Below are 13,094 nucleotides of genomic sequence, written 5' to 3' on the forward strand. Positions count from 1 at the left end.
GGGCGCACGCTCATCTCGGTGGGCAGGGCAATGCGCCCACGCCGGTCACGAGCAGTAGATGTACGTCTGGCACGAGCCGCAGGACTTCTTGCTCGGGTAGTAGCAGCACCACCTGCCGGAGTTGATCCGGCCGCAGCACTCCCAGCCGCAGTCGGCGGCGCGGGCCACCGTGTGCGGCGCCATCATCTCGAGCAGCCGGTCAGCCATCCTGGTAACGATGCGCATCGAACCTTCCCTTCATTAGTTCCGGCGCTCGTCGCAGCCTGGACCAGATGGCTGGGCGAATTGTCAACGAAACGTCAACGGCGCACCCGCGCGCCGCTCCGCAGCTCTGCGGGAGCGGATCACCCGTGCCGATGGGCGGCGATGCGGTCGCGGACGTCCGCCGCCCGCGCGTCGCCGACGGCGTCGTAGCAGTCCGCCGCCTGCTTCCAGGCGCCAAGCGCGGCGGCGACGTCCCCCGCCCCCAGGTGCGTCTCGCCCAGGCGGACCAGCGTCTCGCCGGCGGCGTGTGGGTCGTCGCAACCGCGCAGCAGCTCCGCCGCCCGCTCGAAAGCCGCCACCGCCCCCGCGTGGTCGCCCTTGAGGCGCAGGACGTGGGCGACGCTGTCCCAGGCGTGCCCCTCGCCTTGGGCGTACCCGAGGTCGGCCAGGAGTCGCTGCGCGCGGCGGCAGTCGGCCAGCGCCTCGTCGTACGCGCCGGTCTCGGCCCGCAGCCAACCCGCGTTGTTGAGCGCCCGTGCCTCCCCGACGGCGTCGCCCGCGATCCGGAACAGCGCCAGCGCGCGCAGCGCCCGGTCCAGCGCCTCGTGGAGGTCGGTCCGGCTCAGCGCGACGGTCAGGCCCAGGAGAACGTGGGCGTGCAGCACCGGCTCGTCGAGGTCGCGGTGCCTCTCGGCAGCCCGCTCGAAGTGCTCGATCGCCTCGCGATGCCGACCGAGCCGGTAGTGGGCGCGGGCGGCGCTGTTGTGGCAGCGGGCTTCGGCCAGCCGGTCGCCGAGCCGCCGGGCCGCGTCGAGCGCCACCGCCTGGACGCGCAGGATCTCCTCCCACAGGCCGCGCCGCTGCATGAACTCCGTGAACGCCCACGCGAGCTGCCACGCTTGCCGATCCAGCCCGGCCGCGGTCGCCTCGGCCAGCAGCGCCGGCAGCGCCACGACCTCGTCGGCGTACCAGCGCAGGGCCTCGGCATCCCCGGTGAACCGTTCGACCGCGACACCCCGGGCGGGGGGTCCCGGGCGCAGATCGTCGCGGTGCGGGTAGCACACGGCGTTGGCGGCGCACGCCGAGTGCAGGTAGTAGTCCAGCAGCCGGACGATCGCCGCCCCCCTGGCCGCCCGGCCGCCGACGGCGCGCCCCTGCTCGGCCGCGTACGCCCGGAGCAGACCGTGCAGGTGCAAACGGCCGGGCGGACGAAGTTCGGCCAGGTTGGCGCGGTCGAGGTGCGTGGCCAGTTCCCGGGCGCGCACCACCGGCAGGGCGGCCAAGCTCGCCGCCGCCGCCAGCGACAGGTGCGGCCCGGGGTGCAGCCCGAGGCGGCGGAACAGTCCCGCCGCGGGTGCGGGCAGGTCGCGGTAAGAGCGCCCGAACACGCCGCGCAGGTCAACCGCCGGGTCGACATCAGTGAACGGCTCCAGGCCCGACACGGACCGCTCCAGGTCCGCGGCTGCCTCGGCCAGCGGCAGCTCGGGGCGCTGCGCCAGCCGGGCCGCGACGATCGCCAGCGCCAGCGGCAGCTGCCCGCAGCGCCGGATGATCAGCGCCGCCGCCTCCGGCTCCGCCGCCGGTCGCGCCTCGCCCAGCCACATCACCAGCAGGCGGTACGCGTCGTCGCCCGGCAGCACGTCCAGGCGCAACAGGTGCGCGCCCGCCGTGACCGCGAGCCCGGACAGCTCGGCGCGGCTGGTCACCAGCGTCAGGCATCCCGGCGCGGTAGCCAGCAGCGGGCGGACCTGGGCGGCGCCCCTCGCGTCGTCGAGCACCACGAGAATCCGCCGACCGGCCATCAGGCTGCGGTACAGCCCGATCTGCGACTCGGACCCGGAGGGTACCTGCGACTCCGGCACCCCCAGCGCGCCGAGGAAGCGCGGCAGGACCATGGACGCGTCGCCGGCGTCCACCCCGCTGAGATCGGCGTAGAGCTGTCCGTCGGGGAAGCGATCGCGGTGCAGGTGGGCCCAGCGCAGCGCGAGCGACGACTTGCCCACCCCGGGCGGTCCGGAGATGGCGCAGACGGCCGCGGTGACCGGCCGTTCGCCGGAAGCGATCACGGCCAGCCGGTCGAGCTCGGAGGCCCTGCCGACGAAGCACCTCAGACCGACCGGCAGCTGCGCCGGGACCAGGCCGACGGGCTCGGACGGAGCCCCGGAGAGCAGCAACGTCCGGTGCACCTGTTGGAGGGACGCGCCGGGCTCGACGCCCAACTCCTCGTCGAGCGTGCGGCGTACGAGCGCGAAGTGCGCCAGCGCCTCGGCGGTGCGCCCGCACGCGTGCAGCGCCTCGATCAGCACCGCCGCCACCAGCTCATCCAGCGGGTACTTCTCGGCCAGCGGCGCCAGCGCCCGCACCACGGCGGCGGCGTCGCGGCCCGTCATCGCCCGCGCCCAGCGCAGCAGGGCCTCCTTGCGCTCGTCACGCAGACGCTGGCGGACCCGTTCTGCCCACTCGCCGGACAGTCCGGTCAGGGGGTCGCCGCGCCACAGCGCCAGCGCCTCGCCCAGCGGCGCCACCGGATCCGCCACACTGGCGGCCCGTTCGGCGAGGACGCGAAAGCGGCCCACGTCCACGGCGGACTCGTCCACGTCCAGCAGATAGCCGCCGACCCGCTGGACGACGGCGCCGCCGTCCGCCAGCACGTCGCGCCGGATCCGAGCGATCACCGTTTGAAGGGTGCGCCGCGCGCCGGGCGGGGCGGCCTCACCCCACACGCGGGCGAGCAGCGAGTCGACCGGCACCACCCGTCCGGCCTCCCACGCCAGCGCGGCGAGCGAGAGCGCGACCTGCGGAGGGCGCACAGGCCGGGCCTGTCCCGCGCGCTCCACCTCCACCGGCCCCAGTAACCGGATCAGCACGGCACCCACCTCCTTGAACGTGGATCTTCCGGGCACCATGAGATCACGGGGAACTCCACCGTCTTGCCGGATTCGTCGGCTCGTGGGTGCGCAGACCCCGCGCTGTGCGCCGAGGACGACCCTGGAGGTGCTCAGCCTCTCCAACGCCGCGATGCGGGAGGCCTACGACGCGGGCCGCGTCCACCTCGTGCTCGACGAGGTGCCGGACCTGCGGTGGCGAACAGCATTACGCCGCCCATCTGCGGGACAGGGAAGAGTCCGAGATCGAGCTCGTCGCCACCGACCTGGCAGACCAGATGGAAGCTGCACCCAGTCTCAAATATGCGTGGAGAAGCGCTCTATGAGCGGCTCGTAGTCGTACTCGGGGAACAGGATCGGCAGTGTATCGAGCATGTTCTTGTCAGCTTGGGAATTGCAGGGGTCTTGGCCTGTGGAGGCGTTGACCTGCGGCTGAGGCCGGTCGTGAGTGACCGTGATTGACTCCTCGCTACCCCTCTTAATGGCACGCTAATGGCACGACGATCAGGCCCTCGACCTCAGTCGTTGCCACCATGAAGGCTTGATGACATGGGCAGTCGTCCCGTATGGCACCTCGCCCGTCACGGCGTACTTGAAGAACGCCTCAAGATCATGCTCGGCCCCGTTGTGGATCCGCTTGGCGACCTTGTTGTGCGGGTAGCCTCGAAGTCCTTCAGGGCTCTCCACGGCGGCGGCGTTTTCGTCCGTGCAGTACACCCATTTCCACTCGCTGTTTCGGATGATCATCTCGCCGAGGTACGCTCCCACGCCCATGATGACGCTGTGGATGACTTCCGGGGGCGGCTTGGAGGCGGCGAACTCGGTGCAGTAGTTGTCGAGATGGTGGATGAGCGCCGGTTCCCAGTCGAAGGAGTATCCGTCCTCGCGTGTGTGCTCGGTGAAGAGCTCGGCCAGGCTCCGCATGTACTCAGCAGTCTCAGCGTCGCTTGGTGGCGGTTCCTGCTGCGACTTCCTGCGCACCATTGACTCCTAGCTCCGGGTTTGGATCATCAGCGCAGCCTCTCATGACGCGGCTCGCGAACGAAAGCTCTGTCCGCGCGCGATGCGACTCATGCTGGGGACGGGGTTGGAAGTACGTCAGCCTCCGCCGCTCGGTGGTGGCCGCCCTGTACCCGGGCGCCTCCTCCATCGGTGAGCGGGAGCGGGCCGACTGCTGGCGTTGCAAGGGCACGACTCGGCGAGTGAGCCGGCATGGTGGTGAACGTCGAGTGCCTGAGCCCCCATGTCGCCATGCCCAGGGCAGATCACATGCGGCTCGTCTGGCGGGCACCGTTCAGGTCGGAGGACCGCGTGCGCGTGGTGACGTGGACGTGTGATTGCCGCGCCACCGTCTACGAGCTGTGCCACGCGGCCGGAAAGGCTTTCATCCGTCGCACTCATCGGCTCCACGGCGAATCGGAGGTTCGAGAGACCTACCGATGACCAGTCGTAACCACAGCTCACGAGGCACGCTCGCCCGGTCCGGGAAGATCTCGACCAGCTCGGACGGTTCGCCCGGCCCCTACGCTCCTGGCTCGCCTCCAGCACGTCGGGCCACAGCACTCGATCCGCCACGAAGGTTCTCCCGAAGAGGTTCGATCGATCAATGACACCGCTCGATCATCGGGGCGATCTCCTCGAACGGCACCGCGAACATGTCGTGCGGCACGAACGCGAGCCGCTCGCCCGGCGTCAGCGTTTCCAGCACCACCAGCAGGGCCGGCTCGAGCGAGTCGGCCACCGGCCTCCTCAGACCCGTGCCGGGAGCGGGAGCCCGTCCCGCAGCCCTCAGGAAAGACCGCACGATCCGCCAGGAGCCGTTTCCACCCCGCCTCGGCGAGCCGGCCCGGTCTCACCCCGTACGGCCCACACCCAAGACGCCTGCAGCCGTTTTCGCAGCAGCCCGGGAAGCCCATCGATCCCCGGTGCCGCACGGCCGGTCATCCACCCAGCGATCATGCTGGAACCTTCCCCGCACATCCGGATAAGTACAGACGTGACATCCATTCCACACGAGGAGCCGACCCCAGCGGATCTGACGCTGCACATGGCGGCACACGTACAGCCGCGGCCATGTGCGTGGAGCAGAACTGACGGAGGGTTCAGCAATGGCTGACATACCGGTTCCCACGGACGCGCGAATGCCATTTCGGGCGAACAAATCAGGGCCGTCCACGGCAGAGGTCGCGGCGTCTTTCGACGCGTCGTCACCGATGACGGACGCGGTGGTCATCAAAGCATCGATGCGGGAGCCGGAGCGCTTCGCCGAACTGTTCGACCGGCATGCCACCGTGCTGCACCGCTACGTCGTCCGGCGCCTCGGTCCCGACCAGGCGGAGGACGTGGTGGCCGAGACGTTCACCCGGGCGTTCGAGAAGCGGCACAAGTACGCCTTCCATCGCTCGGATGCCCTGCCGTGGCTGTTCGGCATCGCCACGAACATCATCGGCACCCATCGCAGAACCGAGGTACGCGGATACCGGGCGCTCGCGCGGACCGGTGAGGACCCCGTGGCGGTGGCCTTCGACGAAGAGGTGGTCGCCCGGCTCTCCGCCTCGGCGACCCGGGAACGGCTCGCGGCCGCGCTGGCCAAGCTCGGCCGAGGCGAGCGCGACGTACTGCTGCTGATCGCCTGGGGAGACCTCAACTACGAGGAGACGGCACAGGCCCTGAACGTACCCATCGGCACCGTGCGGTCCCGGCTGTCCCGCGCCCGCCGCAAGATCGTTCACTCCCTGGGCGGCAGCAACCCCACCAAGATGACCGAGGAGGTCTGATGAACGATTTGGACACGGTCCGCGACCTGCGGTCACAGGTGCGGCAGAGCGAAGAACGCGATCTCAACCGCGCCCGGCAGCGGCTGCTGGCCGCGATGGCTCCGGAGCGCCCGGCCCGCCGGACCCGCCGGACGATGCTGCGAGTGGTCGCCGTCGGCGCCCTCGGCCTCACGATCACCGCCGGCGTCACGGTGGTGCAGACCTCCCGTACGAACGACGACGGGAAGATGGTCGCCGGCGCCCCGGCGTGGCTGGGCGTGGCTAACGCCGAGACCTTGGCCAGACGCGCGACGGCGGCGGCGGCGGACAAGCCGGACGTCTACCCACGGGCCGACCAGTGGGTCTACGTCAAAAGTGTCTACGCATCGCGCAAGATGACCGCTGGTTCGCAGCGCACGGTCGAGATGTGGACCCGGGGGGACGGTAAGGAGAGGGCACGTCGAGAAGACGGCAAGACGATCATTCGACGCCAAGGCGGGGAAGACCACCGCTTGCGCTTCGACCCCGCCTATCTCAGCTCCCTCCCTCTGGAACCGTCCGCCTTGCGGGAACGCCTGAAGAAGGACACGGCGGGCGTGGGCGGGCTGCCTGAGGGGTCGGCGATACGTCGTCAGGTCCTCGCCATCCTTCAGGAAGGCACTCCGGGCCCCCGCCTGCGCGCCGCTCTCTACTCCGTCCTCTCGCAGTTGGACGGCGTTGGTGTGGAGAAGGTAAGCGATCTGCTGGGGAGAGCTGGCGTAGCACTCTACGTGGTCGACGACTTCGGGACCCGCCACGAAACCATCATCGATCCGGACACCTATGCCCTGCTCGGGGGACGCCAAGTCGACGTCGGCGGATCGGGGTCGCCGACCCCCAACGACAAGGGTGAGGTGATCTTCTCGGTAGCTCGCGTGCACGTCGGCATCGTCGACCGCGTGGGGGACGTCCCCAGGTGATGCGCCGGCCGGTGCCTGTGACGAGGGCCAGGCACCGGCCGCCGGGAATATGGACTTCGGCGACGACTACGTCGCGCTGGCAATCACCAGCACCGCAGTAACACCGTCGAGATATATCCCGATGCCGACGCCGCCCTCAGCTTCACCATCGCCGACACCGCCCTCGCACCGCCGGAGCCTGGCAGCGTCGAGGCCGCCGCTCTGGATGCCGGAATCGGTCGCGTCGGCGTCTGACAGTGATGATGCGAATAAGCGCTTCCCGGGCCCGACCGCCACGATGCAAGCTGCTGGGCAGCGAGCTGTTCCCCGCCACCACGGCCGGATATGCCGCGCTGCTGGCCTGGATGCGAGGATTCGGGCGATTGCCGCGTATCGGGGTGGAAGGCACCGGCGCTTACGGGGCCGGGCTCGTCCGGCTGCTGCGCGATGAGTGCGTCGAAGTGGTCGAAGTCGACCGCCCGGACCGCAAGATGCGCCGTTTCCAGGGCAAGTCCGACCCGATCGATGCCATCGCCGCCGGCCGCGTCGGTGCGGGAAGAGCGACGATTCCTGAACCGGTGTGGCCGCGACGGTCAAATGACGGTCAAACGATCAAAAAGGCCAGATCCACGATCTCGGGATCTAGCCTCTGAACTGCTCAAACTGGGTGGGGCTACCAGGACTTGAACCTGGGACCTCTTCCTTATCAGGGAAGCGCTCTAACCGACTGAGCTATAGCCCCGCGCACACCGCACCGTATCGCATCGGCCTTAGCGACGCGAACCGGTTGTTCGGACGAGGAAAAGCTTACCGTGTCCGCGCCCGTGCTCGCGCCGCACCCGTTGACCCGGGGCGGCGCGAGCGGCACGCCTACTCGGCCTCGCTGAAGGTCACCTCGACGCCGCCCACCAGGTCGGAGGCGACGTTGTAGATGACGGCCCCCAGCGTGGCGAGGGCGGTGATGAGCACGACGTTGACCGCACCGATCAGGGCGGTGTAGCCCAGGATGCGGACCGGCTCGAACCAAGAGGCGATGTCGATGGGCAGCGCCGTCTGGCCCTGCTCGCCCTGGCCGAGCTGGTTGACCAGGTCGACGATCGAGTCGAAGACGCCCAGCGCGGACAGCACGCCGTACAGCACGGCGACCGCCACGAACAGCACCACGAAGCAGACGAGCGAGACCACGAAGCTGAACTTCATGGCCGACCACGGCTCGATGCGGCGCAGCACCAGGTGGGCCTTGCGGGGGAGCCGGGCTCCCGACGAGGACTTCTTCTTCGACGACGACGACAGCTCCAGCTGCGGCGGCGCCTCCGACGTCAGCGACGGCCGGATGCCCGACGACGCTCCCTTGCCGTCGTGCTGGTCCGCGGGCGTGGGCTTGGGGCCGGGCGGGGCAGGCTTGGGCCCCGCGGGCGGGGCCGAGGAGGACGGCGGCGCGGTCGGCATCGGGTGCACGGCCGTCGCGTTGTCCTCCTCAGGCTTGTCGAAGGTCTCGGATTCGCCGGACTTCTTCGGCTTCTGCCCGTTGTCCCGAGCCGCCTTCGTCCTCGCGCTGGGGCTACCACCCTGGGCGCTCATGACTTACTCTCCTCCCCCGTCTTCCTCGTTGTCCACCGCAGCCTCCATAGACTCGGCGTTGCGGGCGAGGGCAACCACACTGTCGCCTTCGGCGAGGTTCATCAAACGCACTCCCATGGTCTGGCGGCCGGACTGCTTGATCTCACCGGCACTCGTCCGGATCACCCCACCGGCGGACGTGATCGCGAAGACCTCGTCCTCTGGGTTGACCATGACGGCTCCGACCAGCTTGCCACGGGCGCTCACGATTTTCGCAGTCAGCACACCTCTACCGCCACGACCTTGAACCGGATACTGCTCAACTGGGGTCCGCTTGGCGTACCCAGCCTTGGTCGCGATAAGCACGTGCTGGCCGTCGGCCATGCGATTCATGGCGAGCAGCTCGTCGCCTTCGAGGAACCGCATGCCGATGACGCCGCTGGTCGCGCGGCCCATCGGACGCAGCGCGTCGTCGGAGGCGGTGAACCGGATCGCCTGCGCGCCCTTCGAGACGAGCAGCAGGTCGTCCTCCTCGGAGACCAGCCGGGCGCCGATGACCTCGTCGTCCTCACGCAGGTTGATGGCGATGAGGCCGCCGGACCTGGGGGAGTCGTACTCGGACAGGCGGGTCTTCTTGACCAGGCCGCTGCGGGTGGCGAGCACGAGGTACGGGGCGACGTCGTAGTCACGCAGGTCGAGGACCTCCATGACGGTCTCGTCGGGCTGCATGGCCAGCAGGTTGGCCAGGTGCATGCCACGCGCGTCGCGTCCGGAGTCGGGCAGTTCGTACGCCTTGACCCGGTAGACGCGGCCCTTGTTGGTGAAGAACAGCAGCCAGTGGTGGGTCGTGGTGACGAAGAAGTGGTCGACGATGTCGTCCTGCCGCAGCTGTGCCCCGCGCACGCCCTTGCCGCCGCGCTTCTGCGCGCGGTAGAGGTCGGTGCGGGTGCGCTTGGCGTAGCCGCCGCGGGTGATGGTGACGACGATGTCCTCTTCGGCGATCAGGTCCTCGATGGACATGTCGCCGTCGTAGGCGGTGATCTCGGTACGCCGGTCCTCGCCGAAGCGGGCCACGACCTCGCTGAGCTCGTCGCCGACGATCTGCCGCTGCCGCGACTCGGAGCCCAGGATGTCCTGGTAGTCGGCGATCTGCGCCATGAGGTGGTCGTACTCGTCCTGGATCGCCTGGCGCTCCAGGGCGGCGAGCTTGCGCAGCTGCATGTCCAGGATGGCCTGCGCCTGGATCTCGTCGATCTCCAGCATGCCCATGAGGCCCTGCTGGGCGGCGGCGGCCGACTCGGACGCGCGGATCAGGGCGATCACGTCGTCGAGCCGCTCCAGCGCCTTGAGCAGCGCCCGCAGGATGTGGGCGCGCTCCTCGGCCTTGCGCAGCAGGAAGCGGGTACGCCGGACGATGACCTCGACCTGGTGAAGCACGTAGTACGAGATGAACTGGTCGAGCCGCAGCGTGCGCGGCACCCCGTCGACCAGGGCCAGCATGTTGGCGCCGAAGGTGTCCTGGAGCTGGGTGTGCTTGTACAGGTTGTTGAGCACGACCTTGGCGACGGCGTCGCGCTTGAGCACGATGACCAGACGCTGGCCGGCCCGCGACGACGACTCGTCGCGCACGTCGGCGATGCCGGTGACCTTGCCCTGCTTCACCAGCTCGGCGATCTTCAGGGCGAGGTTGTCCGGGTTGACCTGGTAGGGGAGCTCGGTGACGACGAGGGCGTGCCGGCCCTTGTTGTCCTCCTCGACCTCCACCACGGCCCGCATGGTGATCGAGCCGCGGCCGGTGCGGTAGGCGTCCTCGATGCCCCGGCGGCCGACGATCAGCGCGCTGGTCGGGAAGTCGGGACCCTTGACGCGGGCCATGGCGGCTTCGAGCAGCTCCTCCTCGGACGCCTCCGGGTGCTCCAGCGCCCACTTGACGGCCTCGGCCACCTCGCGCAGGTTGTGCGGCGGGATGTTGGTGGCCATGCCGACCGCGATGCCGCCCGAGCCGTTGACCAGCAGGTTGGGGAAGCGCGCCGGCAGGACGACGGGCTCCTGGGAGCGGCCGTCGTAGTTGGGCTGGAAGTCGACGGTTTCCTTGTCGATGTCGCGCAGCATCTCCATGGCGATGGGCGCGAGCTTGCACTCGGTGTAGCGCATCGCCGCGGGCGCGTCGTTGCCCGGGGAGCCGAAGTTGCCCTGGCCGTCGACCAGCGGGTGACGCAGCGACCAGGGCTGCGCCAGCCGCACGAGCGCGTCGTAGATCGAGGTGTCGCCGTGCGGGTGGTACGAACCCATGACGTCACCCACGACGCGCGAGCACTTGAAGTACCCGCGGTCGGGGCGGTAGCCGCCGTCGTACATCGCGTACAGCACTCGCCGGTGCACCGGCTTGAGGCCGTCACGCACATCGGGCAGCGCACGCGAGACGATGACCGACATCGCGTAGTCCATGTAGCTGCGCTGCATCTCGGTCTGGATGTCGACCGGCTCGATGCGCTCGGGCGACGGTGGAGGCGGAGTGTTCACTTCCGTCACGTGTGAAGATCCTTTTCTGAGGTACGGCTGTCGCTACACGTCCAGGAAACGGACATCTCGCGCATTGCGGATGATGAAGGCCCGGCGTGCTTCGACGTCCTCACCCATGAGCACGCTGAACATCTCGTCGGCCTGGGCGGCGTCGTCGAGGGTGGCCTGCAGCAGGATGCGGCTGTCGGGGTTCATGGTGGTCTCCCACAGCTGGTTGGCGTTCATCTCGCCGAGACCCTTGAACCGCTGGACACCGTCGTGGGCGCGCGGGTCGCGCTTGCCACGCGCGATGCCCTCCTGGATGATCGCGTCGCGCTCCCGGTCGGAGTAGGCGTAGGAGGCGTCCTCACCCTTCCGGTCCCACTTGATCTTGTACAGCGGCGGCTGCGAGAGGTAGACGTGGCCGCCCTCGATCAGCGGCCGCATGAACCGGAACAACAGCGTCAGCAGCAGCGTGGTGATGTGCTGGCCGTCGACGTCGGCGTCGGCCATCAGGATCAGCTTGCTGTAGCGCAGCTTGCTGATGTCGAACTCGTCGTGGACGCCGGTGCCGAGCGCGGTGATCAGCGACTGGACCTCGACGTTCTGCAGGACCTTGTCGACCCGGGCCTTCTCGACGTTGAGGATCTTGCCGCGGATCGGCAGGATCGCCTGGAAGCGGGAGTCGCGTCCGCCCTTGGCGGAGCCGCCGGCGGAGTTGCCCTCGACGATGAACAGCTCGCACTTGTCGGGGTCGTTCCACTGGCAGTCGGCGAGCTTGCCGGGCAGGCCGCTGCCCGACTCCAGCAGCGACTTGCGCCGCGTCAGGTCGCGCGCCTGGCGGGCCGCGAGGCGCGCCCTGGCGGCCTGCAGCGACTTGTTGATGATGTCCTTGGCCTCGCCGGGGTTGCGCTCGAACCACGCGCGCAGGTGGTCGTTGCAGGCCTTCTGCACGAACGACTTGGCCTCGGTGTTGCCCAGCTTCGTCTTGGTCTGGCCCTCGAACTGCGGGTCGGCCAGCTTGATCGACACGATCGCGGTCAGGCCCTCGCGGACGTCCTCACCGGAGAGGTTGTCGTCCTTGCCCTCCTTGAGGAACTTCTGCTCGCGCGCGTAGCGGTTGACGATGGACGTCAGCGCGGCGCGGAAGCCCTCCTCGTGGGTGCCGCCCTCGGCCGTGTTGATGGTGTTGGCGAAGGTGTAGACCGACTCCGAGTAGGAGTTGTTCCACTGCATGGCGATCTCGACGGAGACGCCGTCGCCGTGCTCCTCGAAGTCGATGACCGACGCGTGCGCCGGCTCCTTCTTGGAGTTGAGGTGGGTGACGAAGTCGGACAGACCGCCGTCGTAGCGGTACTCGACCACGACGGGCTCGCCGTTGACGTGGTCGGGCCGCTCGTCGGCCAGTGTGATCGTGAGGCCCTTGTTGAGGAAGGCCATCTCCTGGAAGCGGCGCGAGAGCGTCTCGAAGTTCCAGGTGGTGGTCTCGAAGATCTCGGGGTCGGCCCAGAAAGTGATCTCGGTGCCGGTCTCGTCGGTCTCCTCGTGCGTGGACAGAGGGGCGACGGGCTTGGAGTTGACGAGATTGAGGCGGTGGACGCGCCCGTTCTGCTTGACCACGACGTCCATGGCTGTGGACAGCGCGTTGACCACGGCGGAACCCACGCCGTGCAGACCACCCGAGACGGCGTAAGACTTGCCGTCGAACTTGCCGCCCGCGTGGAGCGTGGTGAGCACCACCTCGACCGCGGAACGCTTTTCCACAGGGTGGATGCCCGTGGGGATGCCACGCCCGTTGTCGATGACGCGCACGCCGTTGTCGGCCAGCAGTGTGACGTCGATGCGGTCCGCGTGACCGGCCAGCGCCTCGTCCACCGCGTTGTCCACGATCTCGTAGACAAGGTGGTGCAGACCGCGCTCACCGGTCGATCCGATGTACATACCCGGGCGCTTGCGAACCGCCTCAAGCCCTTCGAGTACGGTGATTGAGCTAGCGTCGTAGGACAAGTCCCAAATCCTCCTGCCGCGGACACGCGGCAGGGAGCTCTCTTGCCCAGCTGCCCCTGCCGTGCCCGTCACCGTCGTGAGTGCCCCGTTGCGCTGGTCACCCGGGGGAGTCGACGTCGCGTCGCGCGCCGGGGGTGACACGCAAGCGGACGTGTCCGGAATCCGCTTTCATCCTACCGGGTCCGAGCGCCCAAGGTGGCATTGAACGCCCCTGTATTGCCCTGTCGCTCGTTGACCCCCCG

At 69.0% G+C, this 13,094-nt stretch carries 9 protein-coding genes, 1 tRNA gene and 1 pseudogene; 3 read left to right on the forward strand and 8 right to left on the reverse strand.

The features are described 5' to 3' along the window. Positions 1 to 45: 45 nt before the first annotated feature. The 4 genes and pseudogenes from AB0H64_RS09740 to AB0H64_RS09755 form a co-directional block, all read right to left on the reverse strand. Entirely contained in the window at positions 46 to 207 is a 162-nt protein-coding gene (locus tag AB0H64_RS09740) for a hypothetical protein (RefSeq protein ID WP_357622293.1), read from the reverse strand. A 137-nt stretch (positions 208 to 344) separates the two neighbouring features. Continuing rightward, positions 345 to 3,071 (reverse strand): BTAD domain-containing putative transcriptional regulator, encoded by a 2,727-nt coding sequence (locus AB0H64_RS09745; RefSeq protein ID WP_357622295.1) that lies wholly within the window; start codon positions 3,069 to 3,071, stop codon positions 345 to 347. A 522-nt stretch (positions 3,072 to 3,593) separates the two neighbouring features. Continuing rightward, positions 3,594 to 4,073, reverse strand: coding sequence for a hypothetical protein (locus AB0H64_RS09750; RefSeq protein WP_357622299.1), 480 nt, complete (start codon positions 4,071 to 4,073; stop codon positions 3,594 to 3,596). Positions 4,074 to 4,701: 628 nt separating this feature from the next. Continuing rightward, a pseudogene (locus tag AB0H64_RS09755) lies at positions 4,702 to 4,830 on the reverse strand (RNA polymerase subunit sigma-70); the annotation flags it as partial. A 502-nt stretch (positions 4,831 to 5,332) separates the two neighbouring features. Between AB0H64_RS09755 and AB0H64_RS09760 the strand changes: the two are divergent. The 3 genes from AB0H64_RS09760 to AB0H64_RS09770 all read left to right on the forward strand — a co-directional run bounded on the left by AB0H64_RS09760 (position 5,333) and on the right by AB0H64_RS09770 (position 7,436). Beyond that, positions 5,333 to 5,866: an RNA polymerase sigma factor gene (locus AB0H64_RS09760; RefSeq protein WP_357622301.1), complete on the forward strand. Its 534-nt coding sequence runs from the start codon at positions 5,333 to 5,335 to the stop codon at positions 5,864 to 5,866. Next, complete coding sequence (locus AB0H64_RS09765; protein WP_357622304.1) at positions 5,866 to 6,804, forward strand: CU044_5270 family protein; 939 nt, start codon at positions 5,866 to 5,868, stop codon at positions 6,802 to 6,804. The genes AB0H64_RS09760 and AB0H64_RS09765 overlap by 1 nt, the downstream gene beginning before the upstream one ends. Before the next feature lie 239 nt (positions 6,805 to 7,043). Continuing rightward, positions 7,044 to 7,436: a transposase gene (locus tag AB0H64_RS09770; protein WP_357622307.1), complete on the forward strand. Its 393-nt coding sequence runs from the start codon at positions 7,044 to 7,046 to the stop codon at positions 7,434 to 7,436. A 15-nt stretch (positions 7,437 to 7,451) separates the two neighbouring features. Here the strand turns inward: AB0H64_RS09770 and AB0H64_RS09775 are convergent. The 4 genes from AB0H64_RS09775 to gyrB form a co-directional block, all read right to left on the reverse strand. Then, a tRNA-Ile gene (locus AB0H64_RS09775) sits at positions 7,452 to 7,525 on the reverse strand. Between the two features lie 128 nt (positions 7,526 to 7,653). After that, positions 7,654 to 8,364: a DUF3566 domain-containing protein gene (locus AB0H64_RS09780; protein ID WP_357622310.1), complete on the reverse strand. Its 711-nt coding sequence runs from the start codon at positions 8,362 to 8,364 to the stop codon at positions 7,654 to 7,656. Positions 8,365 to 8,367: 3 nt separating this feature from the next. Further along, entirely contained in the window at positions 8,368 to 10,875 is a 2,508-nt protein-coding gene (gene gyrA / locus AB0H64_RS09785; RefSeq protein ID WP_357622313.1) for a DNA gyrase subunit A, read from the reverse strand. Between the two features lie 33 nt (positions 10,876 to 10,908). Then, positions 10,909 to 12,852 (reverse strand): DNA topoisomerase (ATP-hydrolyzing) subunit B, encoded by a 1,944-nt coding sequence (gene gyrB / locus AB0H64_RS09790; protein WP_357622316.1) that lies wholly within the window; start codon positions 12,850 to 12,852, stop codon positions 10,909 to 10,911. Positions 12,853 to 13,094 lie beyond the last annotated feature (242 nt).

The organism is Nonomuraea sp. NPDC050733 (assembly GCF_040654215.1).
Taxonomy (GTDB): Bacteria; Actinomycetota; Actinomycetes; order Streptosporangiales; family Streptosporangiaceae; genus Nonomuraea.